Origin of the sequence: Mycobacterium lacus, assembly GCF_010731535.1 — a bacterium.
GTDB lineage: Bacteria > Actinomycetota > Actinomycetes > Mycobacteriales > Mycobacteriaceae > Mycobacterium > Mycobacterium lacus.
Map to the genome: position 1 here is coordinate 473,849 of NZ_AP022581.1, position 20,136 is coordinate 493,984.

General features: G+C 66.0%; 19 protein-coding genes and 1 pseudogene. 14 read left to right on the top strand and 6 right to left on the bottom strand.

Annotated features, from left to right (window positions below; all coding sequences use genetic code 11):
- Positions 1–183: 183 nt before the first annotated feature.
- The 4 genes and pseudogenes from hpf (at position 184) to mddA (ending at position 4,884) form a co-directional block, all read left to right on the top strand.
- Positions 184–870: a ribosome hibernation-promoting factor, HPF/YfiA family gene (gene hpf / locus G6N24_RS02295; RefSeq protein WP_139822450.1), complete on the top strand. Its 687-nt coding sequence runs from the start codon at positions 184–186 to the stop codon at positions 868–870.
- Positions 871–944: 74 nt separating this feature from the next.
- Positions 945–3,788, top strand: a complete 2,844-nt coding sequence (gene secA / locus G6N24_RS02300) for a preprotein translocase subunit SecA (RefSeq protein ID WP_085161175.1) — start codon at positions 945–947, stop codon at positions 3,786–3,788.
- A gap of 49 nt (positions 3,789–3,837) precedes the next feature.
- Positions 3,838–4,005, top strand: a pseudogene (locus G6N24_RS02305) (LuxR C-terminal-related transcriptional regulator); the annotation flags it as partial.
- 123 nt (positions 4,006–4,128) lie between these two features.
- On the top strand, positions 4,129–4,884 hold the full coding sequence (gene mddA / locus G6N24_RS02310; protein WP_085161170.1) for a methanethiol S-methyltransferase: 756 nt from the start codon (positions 4,129–4,131) through the stop codon (positions 4,882–4,884).
- 37 nt (positions 4,885–4,921) lie between these two features.
- On the opposite strand, the gene G6N24_RS02315 is transcribed toward mddA, so the two are convergent.
- The gene (locus G6N24_RS02315; protein WP_085161168.1) at positions 4,922–5,467 is read right to left on the bottom strand and encodes an Rv3235 family protein; all 546 of its coding nucleotides are present in this window, start codon (positions 5,465–5,467) and stop codon (positions 4,922–4,924) included.
- Positions 5,468–5,663: 196 nt separating this feature from the next.
- Here G6N24_RS02315 and G6N24_RS23670 point away from each other — a divergent pair, with 196 nt between their 5' ends.
- From G6N24_RS23670 to G6N24_RS02345, 5 genes are all read left to right on the top strand, one after another.
- Entirely contained in the window at positions 5,664–7,073 is a 1,410-nt protein-coding gene (locus tag G6N24_RS23670) for a WS/DGAT/MGAT family O-acyltransferase (RefSeq protein ID WP_085161166.1), read from the top strand.
- A 56-nt stretch (positions 7,074–7,129) separates the two neighbouring features.
- The gene (gene ppk2 / locus G6N24_RS02330) at positions 7,130–7,996 is read left to right on the top strand and encodes a polyphosphate kinase 2 (protein WP_085161164.1); all 867 of its coding nucleotides are present in this window, start codon (positions 7,130–7,132) and stop codon (positions 7,994–7,996) included.
- A gap of 38 nt (positions 7,997–8,034) precedes the next feature.
- Positions 8,035–8,511, top strand: a complete 477-nt coding sequence (locus tag G6N24_RS02335) for a DUF6912 family protein (protein WP_139822449.1) — start codon at positions 8,035–8,037, stop codon at positions 8,509–8,511.
- Between the two features lie 240 nt (positions 8,512–8,751).
- Positions 8,752–9,888, top strand: coding sequence for a ferredoxin reductase (locus G6N24_RS02340; RefSeq protein WP_085161162.1), 1,137 nt, complete (start codon positions 8,752–8,754; stop codon positions 9,886–9,888).
- A gap of 96 nt (positions 9,889–9,984) precedes the next feature.
- Positions 9,985–11,274 carry a fatty acid desaturase family protein gene (locus G6N24_RS02345; protein WP_085161245.1) on the top strand — a complete coding sequence of 430 codons (1,290 nt, stop codon included), beginning with the start codon at positions 9,985–9,987 and terminating at the stop codon, positions 11,272–11,274.
- 49 nt (positions 11,275–11,323) lie between these two features.
- Here the strand turns inward: G6N24_RS02345 and rsgA are convergent, their stop codons facing one another.
- Together rsgA and aroA are read right to left on the bottom strand one after the other, a co-directional pair.
- A complete protein-coding gene (gene rsgA / locus G6N24_RS02350; RefSeq protein ID WP_085161161.1) occupies positions 11,324–12,316 on the bottom strand; it encodes a ribosome small subunit-dependent GTPase A in 993 nt (330 codons plus the stop codon).
- Positions 12,313–13,671 (bottom strand): 3-phosphoshikimate 1-carboxyvinyltransferase, encoded by a 1,359-nt coding sequence (gene aroA / locus G6N24_RS02355; protein WP_085161159.1) that lies wholly within the window; start codon positions 13,669–13,671, stop codon positions 12,313–12,315. Before aroA ends, rsgA begins: the two co-directional genes overlap by 4 nt.
- 54 nt (positions 13,672–13,725) lie before the next feature.
- On the opposite strand from aroA, the gene G6N24_RS02360 reads away from it, so the two are divergent.
- On the top strand, positions 13,726–14,505 hold the full coding sequence (locus G6N24_RS02360; RefSeq protein WP_085161157.1) for an SOS response-associated peptidase: 780 nt from the start codon (positions 13,726–13,728) through the stop codon (positions 14,503–14,505).
- An 836-nt stretch (positions 14,506–15,341) separates the two neighbouring features.
- Here G6N24_RS02360 and G6N24_RS02365 read toward each other — a convergent pair.
- Positions 15,342–16,190 (bottom strand): SDR family oxidoreductase, encoded by an 849-nt coding sequence (locus G6N24_RS02365; RefSeq protein WP_085161155.1) that lies wholly within the window; start codon positions 16,188–16,190, stop codon positions 15,342–15,344.
- A gap of 291 nt (positions 16,191–16,481) precedes the next feature.
- Here G6N24_RS02365 and G6N24_RS02370 point away from each other — a divergent pair, with 291 nt between their 5' ends.
- Both G6N24_RS02370 and rsrA read left to right on the top strand, forming a co-directional pair.
- Positions 16,482–17,144 carry a sigma-70 family RNA polymerase sigma factor gene (locus G6N24_RS02370; protein ID WP_163745624.1) on the top strand — a complete coding sequence of 221 codons (663 nt, stop codon included), beginning with the start codon at positions 16,482–16,484 and terminating at the stop codon, positions 17,142–17,144.
- A gap of 101 nt (positions 17,145–17,245) precedes the next feature.
- Positions 17,246–17,509 carry a mycothiol system anti-sigma-R factor gene (gene rsrA / locus G6N24_RS02375; protein WP_232070853.1) on the top strand — a complete coding sequence of 88 codons (264 nt, stop codon included), beginning with the start codon at positions 17,246–17,248 and terminating at the stop codon, positions 17,507–17,509.
- 17 nt (positions 17,510–17,526) lie between these two features.
- On the opposite strand, the gene G6N24_RS25640 is transcribed toward rsrA, so the two are convergent.
- Positions 17,527–17,601, bottom strand: a complete 75-nt coding sequence (locus tag G6N24_RS25640) for a 50S ribosomal protein bL37 (protein WP_003416889.1) — start codon at positions 17,599–17,601, stop codon at positions 17,527–17,529.
- A 205-nt stretch (positions 17,602–17,806) separates the two neighbouring features.
- Here G6N24_RS25640 and G6N24_RS02380 point away from each other — a divergent pair, with 205 nt between their 5' ends.
- Together G6N24_RS02380 and G6N24_RS02385 are read left to right on the top strand one after the other, a co-directional pair.
- Complete coding sequence (locus G6N24_RS02380) at positions 17,807–18,022, top strand: biotin/lipoyl-binding carrier protein (protein ID WP_085161243.1); 216 nt, start codon at positions 17,807–17,809, stop codon at positions 18,020–18,022.
- A 48-nt stretch (positions 18,023–18,070) separates the two neighbouring features.
- On the top strand, positions 18,071–19,579 hold the full coding sequence (locus G6N24_RS02385; protein ID WP_085161149.1) for a sensor histidine kinase: 1,509 nt from the start codon (positions 18,071–18,073) through the stop codon (positions 19,577–19,579).
- 63 nt (positions 19,580–19,642) lie between these two features.
- Here G6N24_RS02385 and whiB1 read toward each other — a convergent pair whose 3' ends face one another.
- Positions 19,643–19,897, bottom strand: coding sequence for a transcriptional regulator WhiB1 (gene whiB1 / locus G6N24_RS02390; protein WP_023371700.1), 255 nt, complete (start codon positions 19,895–19,897; stop codon positions 19,643–19,645).
- Positions 19,898–20,136: the final 239 nt, after the last annotated feature.

Here is a 20,136-nt window from a genome sequence, read left to right on the forward strand (position 1 = left end):
TTCCCACGTTGAAGTGCCCCCCGCGGAGGAGGTGAGAATTCGACATCTTGCTCCGGCGGGCAGCCTGCGGCGGTAACGTGTCCAAACCGCTCTAACTCCGTCGGCGCGTATCTGAAATCCGGACACGCAGGGCGCGTGTGACGTGAAAAGAGAAACGAGTTGTCACGTATGTCAAGGCTAACCGTGGAATCCGGTCATGTTCTCGACGAGTCGGCTGGAACCGACGAGCGGGTCGAACCGACACATGCCGAGGTCGTGTTCAAGGGCCGCAACGTCGAGATCCCCGATCACTTCCGCATCTACGTCTCCCAGAAACTCGCCCGCTTGGAGCGGTTCGACCGGACCATCTATCTGTTCGACGTCGAACTCGATCATGAACGCAACCGTCGCCAACGCAAGTCCTGTCAGCGCGTTGAGATCACCGCTCGTGGGCGCGGGCCGATAGTGCGTGGGGAGGCCTGCGCCGACAGCTTCTATGCCGCGCTCGAGTCGGCGGTGGTCAAACTGGAGAGCCGGCTGCGCCGCGGCAAGGATCGCCGCAAGGTGCACTACGGCGACAAGACTCCGGTGTCGTTGGCCGAGGCCACCGCGGTGATCCCGCCGCCGGAGCAGGCCTTTGACACCCAGGTGGTGGAGCCACACGAGCATGACGGCGCCGACGTCGGCCTGCAAGCCACGAAGGACCACGAACCCGGGCGGATCGTCCGCACCAAGGAACACCCGGCCAAGCCGATGTCGGTCGACGATGCGCTGTACGAGATGGAGCTCGTCGGCCACGACTTCTTTTTGTTCTACGACAAGGAGACCGAGCGGCCGTCGGTGGTCTACCGTCGGCACGGCTACGACTATGGCTTGATCAGGCTGGCCTGACGATCGACGGTCGACACCCCGACGTCACCTAGGATGGGGGACGCCGAACACTCAATCCAACAGGGGACATAGCTGTGCTGTCGAAGTTGCTGCGGCTTGGCGAAGGTCGCATGGTCAAGCGCCTCAAAAAGGTGGCCGACTATGTCAACACGTTGTCCGACGACGCCGCGTTGCTCACCGACGCCGAGCTGAGGGCGAGGACCGACGAGTTCAAAAAGCGCCTCGCCGACGGCGAAACCCTCGACGACCTGTTGCCCGAGGCGTTTGCGGTGGCCCGCGAGGCCGCCTGGCGGGTGCTCGACCAGCGGCCGTTCGATGTCCAGGTGATGGGTGCGGCCGCGCTGCACCTGGGCAACGTCGCCGAGATGAAGACCGGTGAGGGCAAGACCCTGACCTGCGTGTTGCCCGCCTACCTCAACGCCCTGGCCGGTAAGGGCGTGCACATCGTCACGGTTAACGACTACCTGGCCAAACGTGACAGCGAGTGGATGGGTCGTGTGCATCGCTTCCTCGGGCTTCAGGTCGGGGTGATCCTGGCCCCCATGACGCCGGATGAACGCCGCGTGGCCTACAACGCCGACATCACCTACGGCACCAACAACGAGTTCGGCTTCGACTACCTGCGCGACAACATGGCGCACTCACTGGACGACCTGGTGCAGCGCGGACACAACTACGCGATCGTCGACGAGGTTGACTCCATCCTGATCGACGAGGCCCGCACCCCGCTGATCATCTCCGGTCCCGCCGACGGCGCGTCCAACTGGTACACCGAGTTCGCCCGGCTGGCGCCGCTGATGGAAAAGGACACCCACTACGAGGTCGACCTGCGCAAGCGCACTGTCGGCGTGCACGAAAAGGGCGTGGAGTTCGTCGAGGACCAGCTAGGCATCGACAACCTGTACGAGGCCGCCAACTCGCCGCTGGTCAGCTACCTCAACAACGCGCTGAAGGCCAAGGAGCTGTTCCACCGCGACAAGGACTACATCGTCCGAGACGGCGAGGTGCTCATCGTCGACGAGTTCACCGGTCGGGTGCTGATCGGTCGCCGCTACAACGAGGGCATGCACCAGGCCATCGAGGCCAAGGAGCACGTCGAGATCAAGGCCGAAAACCAGACCCTGGCGACCATCACGCTGCAGAACTACTTCCGGCTCTACGACAAGCTCGCCGGCATGACCGGCACCGCCCAGACCGAGGCCGCCGAGCTGCACGAGATCTACAGGCTCGGCGTGGTCACCATCCCGACCAACAAGCCGATGATCCGCACCGACCAGTCCGACCTCATCTACAAGACCGAGGAAGCCAAGTACATCGCCGTGGTCGACGACGTCGCCGAGCGCTACGAGAAGGGCCAGCCGGTGCTGATCGGCACTACCAGCGTGGAGCGCTCGGAGTACCTGTCGCGGCAGTTCACCAAGCGCCGCATCCCGCACAACGTCCTCAACGCCAAGTACCACGAGCAGGAGGCGGGCATCATCGCGGTGGCGGGCCGCCGCGGCGGCATCACGGTCGCCACCAACATGGCCGGGCGAGGCACCGACATCGTGCTGGGTGGCAACGTCGACTTCCTCACCGACCAGCGGCTGCGGGCCCGCGGTCTGGATCCAGTGGAGACGCCCGACGAGTACGAGGCGGCCTGGCACGAGGAACTGCCCGTCGTCAAAGAGGAGGCCCTCAAGGAGGCCGCCGAGGTGATCGAGGCCGGCGGCCTGTACGTGCTGGGCACCGAGCGGCACGAGTCGCGGCGCATCGACAACCAGTTGCGCGGCCGTTCCGGCCGCCAAGGCGACCCGGGCGAGTCACGCTTCTACCTGTCGCTGGGCGACGAGCTGATGCGCCGGTTCAACGGGGCCGCGCTGGAGGCGATGCTTAACCGGCTGAACCTGCCCGACGACGTGCCGATCGAGGCCAAGATGGTCACCCGGGCGATCAAGAGCGCCCAGACGCAGGTCGAGCAGCAGAACTTCGAGGTCAGAAAGAACGTCCTCAAATACGACGAGGTGATGAACCAGCAGCGCAAGGTGATCTACGCCGAGCGCCGCCGCATCCTCGAGGGCGAGAACCTCAAGGACCAGGCGTTGGACATGGTCCGCGACGTCGTCACCGCCTATGTCGACGGCGCGACCAGCGAAGGCTACGCCGAGGATTGGGATCTGGACGCGTTGTGGGCGGCGCTCAAGACGCTCTACCCGGTCGGGATCTCCCACGAGACGCTGACGCGTCACGACGACGAGTCCGAGCGCGACGAGCTCACCCGCGAAGAGCTGCTGGACGCGCTGCTCAAAGACGCCGAACGTGCTTATGCCGCAAGGGAAGCCGAGCTGGAGGAAATCGCCGGTGAGGGCGCGATGCGGCAGCTGGAGCGCAACGTGTTGCTCAACGTCATCGACCGTAAGTGGCGCGAGCACCTCTACGAGATGGACTACCTCAAGGAGGGCATCGGGCTACGTGCGATGGCGCAGCGCGACCCGTTGGTGGAATACCAGCGCGAGGGCTACGACATGTTCATGGCCATGCTCGACGGCCTGAAAGAGGAGTCGGTCGGCTTCCTGTTCAACGTCACCGTGGAGGCGGTCCCGGCCCCGCAGGTCGCCCCGGTCGCAGAACCCGAAGACCTGGCGGAATTCGCGACGGCCGCGGCGGCCGCGGCGCAGCAACGCAGCACCGGGGGCGCGCCCGCGGCCGTGCGCCGGGAGGCGCCAAGCACCTTGCGCACCAAGGGAATTGAGGCCGAGGCGCCCGCACTGACGTATTCGGGCCCGTCCGAGGACGGCTCGGCGCAGGTGCAACGCAACGGCGCTGGACAGCGGACGCCGGCCGGCGTGCCCGCGGGCGCCAGCCGGCGCGAGCGGCGCGAGGCCGCGCGACGGCAAGGTCGGGGCGCCAAGCCACCGAAATCGGTGAAGAAGCGCTAGCGGGCCCGCGGCGGGATTCTGGCGGCCGCGGTCGGCTACCCATCCGCCCACCGCACGGCCGAACCTGCGTCCGGACGGCCTCACCCCACGAGAGGACGAAGTGCTGTGCCTTCTCGCCCGTGGCGCGTCCAACCAGGAGATCGCGGCGTGGTCGGCGATCACCGAAATGACCTCCCGCAACCACCTGGAGCGCTCCTACGCCAAGATCGGCGTGTAGAACCGGATCGGCGCCAGGTTGCATGCGCTTCGACGTGGACTAGTCAAAAATGCCTAGTCCGTTGGGGGCGGTTGAGTCAAACATGCTATATGCGAACGTGCCCGCGAGGCGGACACTTAGTCCATGAAGCGCTACTTGATCATCGGTTACGGTGCCGCGAGCTACGTGGTCTTCCTGGTGGCTTTCTTGTACGCGATCGGCTTCGTGGGCAACCTCGTGGTGCCGCGGAGCGTCGATCACGCGATCACGGCATCGATCGGCCCGGCGGTCACGATCAACGTGCTGTTGCTCGGTGCGTTCGCCGTCCAGCACAGCGTCATGGCGCGGCGGTGGTTCAAGCGGTGGTGGACGCGATTCGTGCCGCCGTCGATTGAGCGCAGTACCTATGTGTTGCTGGCCAGCGCGCTACTGCTGCTGCTCTACTGGCAGTGGCGAACGATGCCCGCGGTCATCTGGGACGTGAAACCGCAGGCGGGTCGGCTGGTGCTGTGGGCGTTGTTCTGGCTCGGGTGGGCGACCGTGTTCGCGTCGACCTTCATGATCAACCACTTCGATTTGTTCGGCCTCCGGCAGGTGTATTTGGCTTGGCGCGGAGAGCCCTACACCGACCTGGCTTTTCAGGCTCGATGGTTCTACCGGCTGGTGCGGCACCCACTCATGCTCGGTTTCGTCATCGCGTTCTGGGCGGCCCCCACGATGACCGCCGGGCACCTGCTCTTCTCGATCGCCACCACGGGCTACATCCTGATCGCCGTGCAATTGGAGGAGCGCGACCTCGTCGCATCGCTGGGACCCGAATACCACGAGTACCGCCGGAGTGTGTCGATGCTGCTCCCGAGGCCACGCCGGCGCCCGGCCGAAACGGCTGGGCGGAACTAACTTTCGAGGAGCGTGGCGCATGCCGGCGCCGGCCCGGTCAACCGATATGCAAGGCGACCACCAGCCACTTGGTTCCGTTGGCAGTGGGCAGCAGTTCCACTCGGCAGGCGATCGCGTGGACTCGGTCCCCGCGACTGTAGGTGCCGAAAACCTCCGCCGCGGTCTGCGGGGCGTCACGCCCGGCCGGCTGCAGGCGCGTGCGGCGCAACACCGCGGAGCCTTGCCCGGCGGCGTGCCCACTCGCCGCGCGACCGACCGAGAGCACGGAGTCGACGAGGCTTGGAGCCAGCAGCGGGCGCAGCTGGGCCGCCGGCCGGCGGCGGTCGATGACTTCCAGCACTCGGCGCAGTGCGGCGTCGGCGAAGGCCGCCGCCTGGCGCATCGGGGTAGACGCGGCCGCCGCCCTGACCGCCGGGGCGGCGGCCGGCTGTCGGCGAGTCGAACGCGCGGGGTGGGGCCGCAACGTCGCGTGGGATGACTGCCGGCACTGCGGGACGTTTCGTGTCGGCGGCTCGTATTCGACGACGGGTATGACGGCGAAGGTATCGCGGCGGGGCGGGCTCGCGATGGGACGAACGGACAACGGGCACCCTCCAAACTCATCGATCATCTCCGAGCCTGCTGGAGAGTGGCAGGTGTTGCGGTGGTGTTCAGATGCTTGGCCATCATCGCACAACCGGGGGTGGTGCGTACCCGCCCGGTGATGTGCGCGGTCCGGGGGTTAGCGTGAGCGACAACGTCGGTCGGCGCGATGAATTGACAAGGAGGCCAGGTCCGCAATGGTGACCCGGTTGTCCACGGTGGACGCGTCGTTTTACCGGCTGGAGAACACCGCCACCCCGATGTACGTCGGCTCGCTGTTCATCCTGGCCCGTCCGCGGGCGGGTTTCAGCTACGAGACGCTTCTGGCCACCATCGAGCAGCGGCTACCCCAGATACCGCGCTACCGGCAGAAGGTCCGCGAAGTCAACGTCGCCATGGCCAGGCCGGTGTGGATCGACGATCCCGACTTCGACATCACCTATCACGTGCGGCGGTCCGCGCTGCCATCGCCGGGCAGTGACGAGCAACTGCACGAGCTGATCGCGCGGCTGGCCGCGCGGCCGCTGGATAAGTCGCGGCCGTTGTGGGAGATGTATCTCGTCGAGGGCTTGGACAAGAATCGCGTCGCCCTCTACACGAAGTCGCACCAAGCGCTTATCAACGGCGTGACGGCGCTGGCGATAGGCCACGTCATCGTCGACCGGACGCGGCGTCCGCCGCCGTTCCCCGAAGACATCTGGATCCCGGAACGCGATCCCGGCAACATCCGGCTGTTGCTGGGCGCGATCGGCGACTGGGTGGTTGGCCCGGGCGCGCAGATGCAGGCCGTCGGATCCGCGATCGCGGGGTTGGTGACGAACTCCGGACAAGTCGTCGATACCGCTCGCCGGTTCGTCGATATCGCCCGCACACTGGCCCGCGGCACCGCACCCAGTAGCCCGCTCAATGCCACCGTTTCACGCAATCGTCGGTTCACCGTTGCCCAGGGACGTCTTGAGGACTACCGAACCGTGCGAGCGCGCTACGACTGCGACGTCAACGATGTGGTGCTTGCGGTGATAGCCGGGGCGCTGAGCAGCTGGTTGATGTCGCGCGGCGAAGCGTTGGCACCCACCGCGACGATTCGGGCGATGGCGCCGTTGTCGGTCTATGCCGATGACCAGCTCGACTCAACCGGCCCAGGTCAGGCGATCAGCCAGGTGACGCCGTTCCTGGTTGACCTGCCGGTGGGGGAGGGCAACGCTGTGGTGCGGCTGTCGCAGATCGCCCACGCCACCGAGTCGAATCCGACGGCCGCCAGCCTGGTCGATGCCCGGACCATCGTCACGCTGTCCGGTTTTGCGCCACCCACCCTGCACGCCATGGGTATCCGGGTCGCCACCAGTTTTTCGGCACGATTGTTCAACCTGTTGGTGACGAACGCCCCCGGAGCCCAGGCGCAGATGTATGTTGCCGGCACCAAGTTGCTGGCCGCTTACGCCGTGCCGCCCCTGTTGCACAACCAGGCGCTGGCCATCAGCGTGACGTCCTACAACGGCATGCTGTATTTCGGAATCAACGCCGACCGCGCCGCAATGAGCGATGTCGACCTGCTGCCGGGGCTGTTGAGTCAATCGCTTGACGAGCTGTTGGAAGCTTCCCGGTAATTGCCCGGTAGCTGCCGGGGGTCCACGTTTGGTGAGCGGATATACCATCCGTTGATGTGAGCACCGCGACGAACAAAGGAGCGTCGGTGAAGGGGGACACAAAGGATTCGACTGCGCGGGCCGCCCGCAAGATCCCCAACGCCCTCTACGAATCCGAATTATTCAGGCTGCAAACAGAATTCGTGAAGTTGCAGGAGTGGTTGCGGTATACGGGTGGACGCCTTGTCGTCCTCTTCGAGGGCCGTGACGGGGCGGGCAAGGGTGGAGCCATCAAACGAATCACCGAATACCTCAACCCCCGGGTGGCCCGCATCGCGGCGCTGCCCGTGCCGACCGATCGGGAACGCGGCCAGTGGTACTACCAGCGTTACATCGCACATCTGCCCGCCAAGGGGGAAATCGTGCTGTTCGACCGGTCGTGGTACAACCGCGCCGGCATCGAGAAAGTCATGGGATTCTGTACGCCTCAAGAGTATGTGCTGTTCTTGCGGCAGACGCCGATCTTCGAGCAGATGCTGATCGATGACGGGATTCTGCTGCGCAAGTATTGGTTCTCGGTCTCCGAAGCCGAACAGCTGCGCCGGTTCAAAGCGCGACGGAATGACCCTGTCCGGCAATGGAAACTGAGCACGATGGACCTGGAATCGGTGTATCGGTGGGAGGACTACTCGCGCGCCAAGGACGAGATGATGGTGCACACCGATACCCCGGTTAGCCCGTGGTATGTCGTCGAATCCGATATCAAGAAGCACGCGCGGCTGAACATGATGGCGCACCTGCTGTCCACGATCGAGTACCGCGACGTGAAGCAGCCCAAAGTCCGTCTCCCGCAGCAGCCGATCGTCAGTGACAACTACAAGCGCCCGCCGCGTGAGTTGTCGACGTATGTCGATGACTATGTGGCCACGCTGATGGGTGGTTAGCCGTGGCGATCGCGGTCTATATCCCTGCCACCCTGCCCATGCTGCAGCAGCTCGTCGCCGAGGGTTCGTTGTGGCCGGTCAACGGCACCGCATTCGCGGTGACACCGGCGTTGCGCGAGTCGTACGCCGAGGGTGACGACGACGAACTCGCCGAGGTGGCGCTGCGTGAGGCGGCGCTGGCGTCGCTGCGATTGCTGGCAGCCGACGCCGATGCCATCCCGCGGACCGTGCGGCCGCGGCGCGCTGTGCTGGCCGCCGAGGTCGATGACGTCCAATACCGCCCCGATCTCGACGAAGCCGTCGTCAGGCTGGGCGGACCCGTGACGATCGAGCAGGTGGTCGCCGCCTACGTCGACAACGCCGTCGCCGAGCCGGCCGTCACGGCGGCGGTCGCGGTCATCGATGCCGCCGACCTCGGCGATGAGGACGCTGACCTGGTTGTCGGTGATGCCCAGGACCACGATCTGGCCTGGTACGCCAACCAGGAGCTGCCGTTCCTGCTCGACCTGCTCTGAGCCCGGCGACGATGCTCGCCGCGTTGGGGTCCCGCCCAGCCGCGTAGCGGCGAGGGCGACGGCGTGAGGGAGCCAGGCAATCGGGACGAGCGCGGCGCGGCCGTGGATGTGACGCATTCGGGCCGTTCAAGGGCTAGATACGCAACCGTAAGTTACGGTACCGTAGCTTCATTGGGTGGGCATGGAACGGCCCCCAGCATGAGCGGAAGCCAAAGGCCGCATCGTGAGCAGGAGCTTCCTATGGGCAAAAAGTACGCGCCGGTCACTGCCAAGGTGGTCGACACCAAGCGCCCAACCATCGCCGGGGCGGACAAGCACTCCGGCTGGCACGTGCTGCGCAAGCTAGCTGCGCGCATCACCACGCCGCTGTTGCCCGACGACTATCTGCACCTGGCCAATCCGCTGTGGTCCGCGCGCGAATTGCGGGGGCGCATCGTCGAGGTCCGCCGGGAGACGGAAGACTCCGCCACGCTCGTCATCAAACCGGGCTGGGGCTTCAGCTTCGACTACCAGCCGGGCCAGTACATGGGCATCGGACTGCTGCTGGACGGGCGCTGGCGCTGGCGGTCGTACTCGCTGACGTCGAGCCCGGTAACGGCCTCGCGCACCGTGACCATCACCGTGAAAGCCATGCCCGAAGGCTTCCTGTCCACCCACCTGGTGGCGGGCGTCGAGCCCGGGACCATCGTGCGACTGGCCGCGCCTCAGGGCAATTTCGTGCTGCCCGACCCGGCGCCGCCGTCGATCCTGTTTCTCACCGCGGGGTCCGGGATTACCCCGGTGATGTCGATGCTCCGCACGTTGGCGCGCCGCGACCAGATCACCGACATCGCGCACCTGCATTCGGCGCCCACCGAGTCCGACATGATGTTTGGCCCCGAGCTGCGTGCGCTGGCCGCCGACCGCTCCGGCTATCGGTTGCGTGTGCGAGAGACTCGCACCGAAGGCCGGCTCGACCTTGCCCGGCTCGATCAGGAGCTGCCCGACTGGCGCGACCGTCAGACCTGGGCCTGCGGGCCGGAAGGCATGCTCAACCAGGCCGAGAAGGTCTGGTCATCGGCGGGCATCGGCGATCGGCTGCACCTGGAGCGGTTCGCGGTGTCGAGGGCCGCACCCGCCGGAGCGGGTGGGACGGTCACGTTCGCCCGCAGTGGCAAGACCGTGGCCGCTGACGCCGCGACGTCGGTGATGGACGCGGGTGAGGGCGCAGGTGTGCAGATGCCGTTCGGCTGCCGGATGGGTATCTGTCAATCGTGCGTGGTTGACCTGGTGGAAGGTCACGTCCGGGACCTGCGGACGGGCGCCGAACACGACCCCGGGTCTCGGATCCAGACCTGTGTGTCAGCCGCATCGGGGGATTGTGTGGTGGACATCTAAGGTTACTCACAGGTAACCTACGGATTCGTAGGTTACGATAGCGTAGGTCTGGGATAGGTCTAAGGCAGCCCCACCGACCGCAGGGAGATGAAGACGATGGCGATCACAGATGTCGACGTATTCGCCCATCTGACGGACGCCGACATTGAAAGCCTGGCAGCCGAGCTCGATGCGATACGTCAGGACATCGAAGACTCTCGCGGCGAGCGGGACGCCCGCTACATCCGTCGCACCATCGCCGCGCAGCGCGCGCTGGAGGTCAGCGGCCGGGTGCTGCTGACCGCCAGTTCACGGCGCTCGGCCTGGTGGGCGGGCGCCGTCACCCTCGGCGTGGCCAAAACCATCGAGAACATGGAGATCGGCCACAACGTCATGCACGGCCAGTGGGACTGGATGAACGACCCGGAGATTCATTCCACAACGTGGGAATGGGACATCAGCGGGTCGGCCAAGCACTGGCGATACACCCACAACTTCGTGCACCACAAGTACACCAACATCCTGGGCATGGACGACGACGTGGGCTACGGCATGCTGCGCGTCACCCGCGATCAGCGCTGGAAGCGCCACAACATCTTCAATGTGGTGTGGAACACCATCCTCGCGATTGGCTTCGAGTGGGGAGTTGCGTTGCAGCACTTGGAGATCGGCAAGATCTTCAAGGGCCGGGCCGATCGCGATGCGGCCAAGGTTCGGCTGCGTGAGTTCTCCAGCAAGGCCGGCCGCCAGCTGTTCAAGGACTATGTGGCGTTCCCCGCGTTGACCTCGTTGTCACCGGGTGCGACGTACAAGTCCACGTTGACGGCCAACGTGATGGCCAACGTGATCCGCAATGTGTGGTCCAACGCGGTGATCTTCTGTGGCCATTTCCCCGATGGCGCCGAGAAATTCACCAAGACGGACATGATCGGCGAAACCAAGGGCCAGTGGTACCTGCGTCAAATGCTAGGCAGTGCGAACTTCAACGCCGGGCCCGCGCTGCGGTTCATGAGCGGCAACCTGTGTCACCAGATAGAGCACCACCTGTATCCGGATCTGCCGAGCAACCGGCTTGCCGAGATCTCGGTGCGGGTGCGTGAGGTCTGCGACAAGTACGACCTGCCGTACACCACCGGTTCATTCCTGGTGCAGTACGCCAAGACGTGGCGCACCATCGCCAAGCTGTCCCTGCCGAACAGGTACCTGCTCGACAGCACCGACGATGCGCCGGAAACCCGCAGCGAGCGGATGTTCGCTGCTCTCGAGCCGGGTTTCGCGGGCACCGATCCGGCAACCGGACGTCGCCGCGGGCTGAAGACGGCCCTCGCCACCGTACAGGGTTGGCGGCGCGGCAAGCGTGCGTCGACCGGACCGGGACGCAGCGCCGACGATGGCCTGGCGGCCTAGGCTGCCGCACGCTCGGCGTGCGGTGTGCTGGCACGCGCGCTCGGCAGTTTCACAGCTCCCTGAGCACCGTCAGCAACCGCCGGGCCGCGGCGACTCGGCGGGCGGCGGGCCCTGACAGGTTGTCCAGCGCACATTCGGGGTCGGCCGGCGGGCCCATGTGTCCGCACCCGCGTGGGCAGCCCTCGATCGCCTGGGCCAGGTCGGAGAAGGCCAACAGCACGTCGTCGGACCGGATGTGGGCCAAGCCGAACGAACGGATTCCCGGGGTGTCGATGACCCAACCGGAACCTTCCACGGGCTCACTTAGCGGAAAAGCCACCGACTGTGCCGAGGTGTGCCGCCCCCGGCCAATCTCGGTGACCTCGCCGACCGCGCGATCAGCTTCGGGCACAAGACGATTCACCAGGGTCGATTTGCCGACCCCGGAATGTCCGAGCAGCACGGTGATCTTGCCGCCGAGCAAGTCCGCCACCGCAAGCAGGGGATCGTCGCGGCCCGCCGCGACCACCTTCAGGTCCAGGTCGACGAACTGCTTGGCAAACGGTTCTGGTGGGGCCAGGTCGGTCTTGGTCAGGCACAAGATGGGCATCAGCCCGCCCGCGTAGGCGGCGATGAGCGCCCGGTCGACGAGGCCGGTCCGTGGCGGCGGGTCGGCCAGCGCCACCACGATCAACAGTTGGTCGGCGTTGGCGACCACCACTCGTTCGGTCGGATCGGTGTCATCGGCGGTGCGCCGCAACACCGTTCGCCGCGGTCCACGCCGCACGATGCGGGCCAGGGTGTCCGGCCGACCGGACAGATCGCCGACCACGTCGACATCGTCGCCGACGACGATCGGGGTGCGGCCGAGCTCGCGCGCCCGCATCGCCGTGACCCGACGAGCCGGGTCGCCGCCAAGCACGCACCCCCACCGCCCGCGATCGACACTGACTACCATGGCGGCCTCGGCGTCGGCGTGCTCGGGACGGGTCTTGGTCCGGGGTCGCGAACCTCGACCGGAGCGGATCTTGACGTCGGACTCGTCGTAGTCGCCAGGCCTCAACCGCCGGACCCCCGCTTGATTGCCCGGCTCCCCGGGCCGCTACGGCGACCCGCATTGTCGCCAGGCCCGACCATCTCGGCCCACAGCCGCGGGAATTCCGGCAACGTCTTGGTGGTGGCGCCGATGTCGTCCACCTCCACTCCCGCGACGCGTAGGCCCACGATCGCGCCGGCCGTCGCCATCCGATGATCGGCATACGTTCGCCAGATACCGGGCCGCAGCGGGATCGCGGTGATCACCAGGCCGTCGGGCGTTTCCTGGCAGTCGCCGCCCAGGCGGTTGATCTCGGTCCTCAGCGCCGCGAGCCGGTCGGTTTCGTGACCGCGCAGATGGGCGATGCCGCTCAGCCGTGACACCGATCCCGGGGCGGCCAGCGCCGCCAGCGCGGCCACCGACGGCGTGAGCTCGCCGACGGCGCGCAGGTCGACGTCGAACCCGTCGTACGCCTTTGGGCCACGCACTTCAAGTGACGAATCATTGTGGGTGACAACGGCATTGAGCCTTCGTAAGATGTTGAGGATGTGGTCGGCGGGCTGGACGCTTTCCGCGGGCCAGCCGGTGATGCGCATGGTTCCGCCGCTGACCACGGCCGCCGCCAGGAATGCGACGGCGTTCGTCAGATCCGGCTCGACGTCCCAGTGCCGGGCCGCGACCGGGCCGGGCTGCACCCGCCAGCGGTTGGCGGTCGAGTCGTCGACAGTGACGCCGGCCTGCCGCAGCATCGTCACCGTCATCGCGATGTGCGGCGCCGACGGCAGCGTCGAACCGGTGTGTCGCACGGTCAGGCCCTCGGTGAACGATGCCCCGCACAGCAGCAGGCCCGACACGAATTGCGATGACGCGGATGCGTCGATGGCCACGGTGCCGCCGGCGACCGATCCGCTTCCGCGAACCCGGAAAGGCAGACCCGTGCCGTCGACGCGGACGCCGAGACCACGCAGCGCCTCCAGCAGCGGCGCGATCGGACGGGCCCGCGCTTGTTCGTCGCCGTCGAAGTCCACCGCCCACTCGGCCAGCGCGGCCAGCGGCGGAACAAAGCGCAACACCGTGCCGGCCAGGCCGCAGTCCACGCGGGCGCCGGGGCCCGGTTGGATTCGTCCGCTGATCTTCAGATCGCAACCGGTCCCGTCGACGCGCAGACCCAGCGTATTCAGCGCTCCGATCATCAGATCGGTGTCGCGGCTGCGCAGTGCGCCGCTGATGGTCGAGGTACCTTCGCCCTGCGCGGCGGCCAGCGCCGCCAGCACCAGCGCCCGGTTGGTCTGAGACTTCGAGCCCGGAACGGTCACGGTCGCGTGCACCGGTGCCGTCGCGTGGGGGGCCGCCCATGTTTTCGTGGGCTCGCTACTGCTCACCGTTTCATCCTGCCGTGTCGGCGGGTGTCGCGTGCACCAGGCACCATGGGAGTCATGTGCGGACGGTTTGCGGTGACGACGGATCCGGCCCTGCTGGCCGAGAAAATCAAGGCGATCGATGAAGCGACCGCGGCCACTGGCGCCTCGTCCGCGGGGGCGCCCAACTACAACGTGGCTCCCACCGCCACCATCGCGACCGTCGTCAGCCGCCATAGCGAACCCGACGACGAGCCGACTCGCCGGATCCGGCTCATGCGCTGGGGACTGGTTCCGCCGTGGGTCAAAGCCGGTCCCAACGGGGCCCCCGACAACAAGGCGCCGTTACTGATCAACGCCCGGGCGGACAAGCTCACCACCTCACCGGCCTTTCGGGGTTCTGCCAGAACCAAGCGCTGCCTGGTGCCCATGGACGGCTACTACGAGTGGCGTGTCAACCCCGACGGCCCGGCCGGCAAAAAGTCTCCCAAGACGCCGTTCTACATGTACCGGGGCGACGGCGAGCCGCTGTTCGCGGCGGGCCTGTGGGCGGTATGGAGAGGTCGCAAAGAACAGAAGGACACAGCGCCACTGCTGAGTTGCACGATAGTCACCACCGACGCCGTCGGGGAGCTGGCCGATATCCACGACCGGATGCCGTTGATGCTGGCCGAAGCCGACTGGGATGCCTGGCTGAATCCCGACACGCCGTTGGATCCCGAGCTGCTGGCCCGCCCACACGACGTTGGCGACATCCGGCTGCGCGAGGTGTCGACGCTGGTCAACAGCGTGCGCAACAACGGGCCCGAGCTGCTGGAGCCGGTCGAGCCGCAGCCCGAACAGATCACTGTGCTGTAGCACATTGTGCGCGCGGGGATGTGCAACCCCCCGGAGCAGCCGTCCTCGTCGTGCGGGAGTTCTCGGGCTGGTTGACGGTGCTTACGCTGCGCGCTGGCCACTTTCGAAATCCGCCGCTTCGAGCTGCCGAGGACGGCGGAATAGCCAGAACAGGCGAGAACGGCCGGGTCGTCACCCGCGAATGTCGAATTGTCGGAAGGTCGTTCAGCCGCCAGGACCGCGGGGTGCGCGAGCAGAAGCTACCAGACGGGATGGTCACGCTGTCGTCTTTGCGCAGCGACGATGTCGAGTCGTGTCTGGCTGGCGAGGACGAACAGCTGGTGCGCTGGCTCAGCGGTGGGCGCGCGACCCGGGAGGGCATCGAAGCCTACATCGAGCACGGCCGTGAGCGATGGGCGACCGACGGGTTGCTGCGGTCCTTCGGCATCCGGATCATGCCTGAGGAAACCCTGGTCGGAACGGTCAGCTCCACGGCCACGGACAATGCGATGTATCGGCTCGGGGAGACCATGGCGTGCGTATTCCGCGCATTCACTGGGCCGTCGAGACGCCTGCACGTCGAGCAACGGCGGCTGCCATGGACAGCCCCACAACTTTCTGTCGCCAATCCGATTCCGGTGGGGTTGGGCACCCCGACGGCGGGGTTCGAATGGCCATGGTCGGTGTGTTGCTGGGTGGCCGGCGAGAACCCCAGCGCGGCCGAGCCTGCCCAGCTCGTCGGGGATATCGCTCACTTCATCACCGGGCTGCGAACCATCGATGCCACGGATCGGCCCCGGCCTCCGATCGTGGTGCGCTGGTCGCCGAGCGAGATGAGAAGGTGCGTGCGGGCGTGCTTAGGACTGGACGTAGCCCGGCGGGTTGACTTCCTCCACCCACAGGTCGACGCCCAGTTTCGCGCCCGGCACGCAATCGTAGACCGACAGGTCGGTGACACCCGATTCCACCAGCACGTCCTCGCACAGCACCGAATTGCCGGTGTACTCGCGGGAGGGCCTGTTGAGGATGACGTAGGCCGCATCGGCATACACCTCGGGCTTGCGCGCCCGCGCCATCGCCTCGTCGCCGCCGAGCAGGTTCTGCACCGCAGCGGTGGCCACCAGGGTGCGCGGCCACAGCGTGTTCGACGCAATGCCCTCGTCGCGCATCTCCTCGGCGATGCCCAGCGCACAGAGCGTCATGCCGAACTTGGCCATCATGTAGGCGGTCGGTTTGAGCCACTTCTTGTCCAGCAGCACCGGCGGCGACAGCGTCAGGATGTGCGGGTTCTCCCGGCCCTTCATGTGCGGGATGCACGCTCGCGACACCGCGTACGTTCCGCGTACCTGGATGCCGTTCATCAGGTCGAAACGCTTCATCGGCACCTCGGTGATCGACCCCAAATTGATCGCCGAGGCGTTGTTGACGCAGATGTCGATACCGCCGAACTGCTCGACGGCCTTGGCCACCGCGGACTCGACGGCATCCGGGTCGCGAACGTCCCCGACGATCGGCAGCGCCTGACCGCCGGCGTCCTCGAGTTCCTTCGCCGCGGTGTACACCGTGCCGGGCAGCTTCGGGTGCGGCTCGGCGGTCTTGGCGATCAGAGCGATGTTGGCGCCGTCGCTCGCGGCGCGTTTGGCGATCGCCAGGCCGATGCCGCGACTGGCGCCCGAGATGAACATGGTCTTGCCGGTGAGGGACATGGCGTCACACTAACGCCATGCGCGATACGACCGGACTGCGGGACCGCTCCGACCCGGGCGGTGCTGGAAATAGCGCGCTTGTCAACGCTGTTGTTCGAGGCGGTTTGCCGGCCGTGTCCTCGCGGAGTGGGGGGCAGACACTGTCGGTCGCGGCCTTTAGATTGGGAGGAGGACAGCCCGGTGTCAACGGCGAGCCCGTTGATAGAGGAGCGGTTGGATTTTCTTGCCGGTCCTGGGTGGCTGTCGGTGCTGTCCGGCGACTCCGCGACCGAAGGGACCGTGTTAATCAAGATGGCCGACCTGGAAAACCTGGGGGGTGGTGCCACCGGCTCGGAGGTTTCGGATCCCGTCTCGACCGAGGAGACGGACGAGGAGCTGACTGCGCGTTTCGAGCGCGACGCGATTCCCCTGCTGGACCAGCTGTACAGCGGCGCACTACGCATGACACGCAATCCCGCCGATGCCGAGGACCTGCTCCAGGAGACGATGGTGAAGGCCTACGCGGGATTCCGCTCGTTCCGGGCGGGTACCAATCTCAAGGCGTGGCTCTACCGGATCCTGACCAACACCTATATCAACAGCTATCGCAAGAAGCAGCGGCAACCGGCGGAATATCCGACCGAAGAGATCACCGACTGGCAACTGGCGTCTAACGCCGAGCATTCCTCGACGGGGTTGCGCTCGGCTGAGGTCGAGGCGCTGGAAGCGCTGCCGGATACCGAGATCAAAGAGGCGCTGCAGGCCTTGCCGGAAGAGTTCCGGATGGCCGTCTACTACGCCGACGTCGAAGGCTTTCCCTACAAGGAGATCGCCGAGATCATGGATACGCCGATTGGGACCGTGATGTCGCGGCTTCACCGCGGCAGACGTCAGCTGCGTGGTCTATTGGCCGATGTGGCCAAGGAGCGGGGCTTCGCTCGTGGTGAGCAAGCGCACGAGGAGGTGTCGTCATGAGCCGCGCCGGCGACGATGCAGAGCGAAGCGATGAGGAGGAGCGGCGCTCGGAGAGCGAATTCTCGTGCTCGTCCAACCCTTCCGGCTCGCCCGCCGAGGGCATTCATTCCCACGGCACCCTCGATTGCGCGGAAGTGATCGCCGAGGTATGGACCCTGCTTGACGGAGAATGCACCCCGGAAACTCGCGAAAAGCTGCGTCGGCACCTCGAGGCATGTCCCGGGTGCTTCCAGCATTACGGGATCGAGGAGCGGATCAAGGCGTTGATCGCCACCAAGTGCCAGGGCGAGAAGGCCCCTGAAGGCCTACGTGAGCGCCTCCGGCTGGAGATCCGCCGCACCACGATCATTCGTGGTGGGTCATAGCCCCCATCTACCAGGTCCTAGGAATTTGGCCGCTTGCCGTGATTGGCTTTGCTGTACTTGCGGTCGCGCTTCTTGCGGCCACGCTTGGCCATACTGAGAACCTCCGTCGTCGTCAAATGCGGGGCAGCCAAGGCGTGCCCGGGTTGCTGCACAGTGTCTCACGCCGCGTCAGGTGAGGACCCGGTAGCCCACGTGCGGCGGGCCTGAGCGGTCTTATGGTTCGATATACACGGGTCTGACGAAAGCCCGATGGACCAGCAGCCAGCATGCGCCAATGGCCGGAAGAGTGGGGTGAAGATGGCCGAGGATGTTCGTGCCGAGATCGTGGCCAGCGTGCTCGAAGTCGTTGTCAGCGAAGGCGACCAGATCGGCAAGGGTGACATCGTGGTGCTGCTGGAGTCGATGAAGATGGAGATTCCCGTCCTGGCTGAAGTCGCCGGCACCGTCAGCAAGGTGAGCGTGTCGGTGGGGGACGTCATTCAGGCGGGCGACCTGATCGCGGTGATCAGCTAGCCGTTGAACGCTGCATGCCTGCCATCCGGGATCCACTCGGAGTAGATCATGTCCACCCTCGGTGACCTGTTGGCCGAACACACGGTGCTGCCGGGCAATGCGGTCGACCACCTGCACGCGGTCGTCGGGGAGTGGCAGCTGCTCGCCGACCTGTCGTTCGCCGATTACCTGATGTGGGTTCGCCGCGACGACGGTGTGCTCGTGTGCGTGGCGCAGTGCCGGCCTAACACCGCGCCGACGGTGCTGCAGACCGACGCCGTCGGCAGCGTCGTCTCCGCCGATCGGCTGCCGCTGGTCGCCGAGGCTTTCGCCGCCGCCGCCGGTGACGGTGTGCGGAAAAACGATGCGGGCGAACAGCATTCGTGGCAACTGCCCGGTCCGAACGTTGAGGCTTCACCGGTGCGGTACGGCGGCCAGGTGGTAGCGGTGCTGACGGTACACCAAACAGAACTGGCGGCCCGGCGCATGTCGGGCCATCTGGAGACCGCCTACCGGGAATGCGCCACGGACCTTCTCCACATGGTGTCGGAGGGCACCTTTCCCGACGTGGGCGACGTGGCGATGTCGCGTTCTACCCCGCGGGCAGGCGACGGGTTCATCCGCCTCGGCGTCGACGGTGTCGTCGCCTACGCCAGCCCCAACGCGCTATCGGCGTATCACCGGATGGGTCTGACTTCCGATTTGGAGGGCCACAATCTCATCAAAGTCACGCGGCCGCTGATCTCGGACCCGTTCGAGGCGCAGGAGGTGGCCGAGCATGTGCTCGACTTGCTGGCAGGGGGGTCGAGCATGCGGATGGAGGTCGACGCGGGCGGCGCGACGGTGCTGCTGCGGACGCTGCCGCTGGTGGTCCATGGCCGCAATGCCGGTGCGGCGATCTTGATCCGCGACGTCACCGAGGTGAAGCGCCGCGACCGCGCCCTGATATCCAAGGACGCCACAATCCGGGAAATTCACCACCGGGTCAAGAACAACCTGCAGACTGTGGCGGCGCTGCTGCGCCTGCAGGCCCGGCGGACGGCCAACGCCGAAGGGCGGGAGGCGCTGATCGAGTCGGTGCGCCGGGTGTCGTCGATCGCTTTGGTCCATGACGCGTTGTCGATGTCGGTGGACGAGCAGGTGAACCTCGACGAGGTCATCGACCGGATCCTGCCGATCATGAACGATGTCGCATCGGTGGACAGGCCGATCCGGATCAACCGGGTCGGCGACCTTGGCGTGCTGGATTCCGACCGCGCTACCGCACTGATCATGGTGATCACCGAACTCGTGCAGAACGCGATCGAGCATGCCTTCGACCCGACGGCCGAAGAAGGGTCGGTGACGATTCTGGCCGAGCGCTCGGCACGGTGGCTCGACGTCGTGGTGCACGACGACGGGCGCGGTCTGCCCGAAGGATTCAGCGTGGAGAAGTCGGACAGCCTGGGCCTGCAGATCGTGCGGACCTTGGTGTCCGCCGAGCTGGACGGCACGTTGGGTATGCGGGAAGCGCCCGAGCGCGGCACGGATGTGGTGCTGCGGGTGCCCATTGGTCGTCGGGGCCGTTTGGTGCTGTGACCATATACGCAACAGTGCGGCCCCGACGATCGTCGGGGCCGCACTGTCGGGCGGAGACTGGGGTCAGACTCCGCTGCGGGCCTTCGTCCGGGCGTTGCGACGCTTGAGAGCGCGCCGCTCGTCTTCGCTCATGCCGCCCCATACGCCCGAGTCCTGGCCGGTATTCAGTGCCCAACTTAGGCATTCCGTGGTCACTGGACACCGATTGCAGACCAGTTTCGCGTCAGCGATCTGCGCGAGAGCCGGACCACTGTTTCCAACCGGGAAGAACAGCTCCGGGTCCTCGTCACGACAGACCGCCTTGTGGCGCCAATCCATTAGTTGCTACTCCTCACTATGTGCGCAGCACTGCGCACGCGTGTTTCCTCGCTGTTATCGCTGCACAGGAAAGGTTCCGTACCCCTACATATCTCTGCATGCCGCTGCATACAACCTTTTGATCGTTTCACAGGCTCAACAGATGTCAATAGTGTTACGTGGGCCCGTGGGCTATCTCACTTTGACGTTCTCTTACCAAAGCCCTTACTCAGTTGTACTACACTGTGTCGCAAATTTCG

Bases quoted from the DNA above. Each gene is read 5' to 3' on its own strand.
- G6N24_RS02335 (WP_139822449.1), top strand. From the start codon at position 8,035: ATGCTGCAGCAGCTCGTCGCCGAGGGTTCGTTGTGGCCGGTCAACGGC.
- G6N24_RS02340 (WP_085161162.1), top strand. From the start codon at position 8,752: ATGGGCAAAAAGTACGCGCCGGTCACTGCCAAGGTGGTCGACACCAAG.
- mddA (WP_085161170.1), top strand. From the start codon at position 4,129: ATGAAGCGCTACTTGATCATCGGTTACGGTGCCGCGAGCTACGTGGTC.
- G6N24_RS02360 (WP_085161157.1), top strand. From the start codon at position 13,726: ATGTGCGGACGGTTTGCGGTGACGACGGATCCGGCCCTGCTGGCCGAG.
- G6N24_RS02345 (WP_085161245.1), top strand. From the start codon at position 9,985: ATGGCGATCACAGATGTCGACGTATTCGCCCATCTGACGGACGCCGAC.
- G6N24_RS23670 (WP_085161166.1), top strand. From the start codon at position 5,664: ATGGTGACCCGGTTGTCCACGGTGGACGCGTCGTTTTACCGGCTGGAG.
- G6N24_RS02365 (WP_085161155.1), bottom strand. From the start codon at position 16,190: ATGTCCCTCACCGGCAAGACCATGTTCATCTCGGGCGCCAGTCGCGGC.
- G6N24_RS02385 (WP_085161149.1), top strand. From the start codon at position 18,071: ATGTCCACCCTCGGTGACCTGTTGGCCGAACACACGGTGCTGCCGGGC.
- whiB1 (WP_023371700.1), bottom strand. From the start codon at position 19,897: ATGGATTGGCGCCACAAGGCGGTCTGTCGTGACGAGGACCCGGAGCTG.
- G6N24_RS02370 (WP_163745624.1), top strand. From the start codon at position 16,482: ATGGCCGACCTGGAAAACCTGGGGGGTGGTGCCACCGGCTCGGAGGTT.
- G6N24_RS02380 (WP_085161243.1), top strand. From the start codon at position 17,807: ATGGCCGAGGATGTTCGTGCCGAGATCGTGGCCAGCGTGCTCGAAGTC.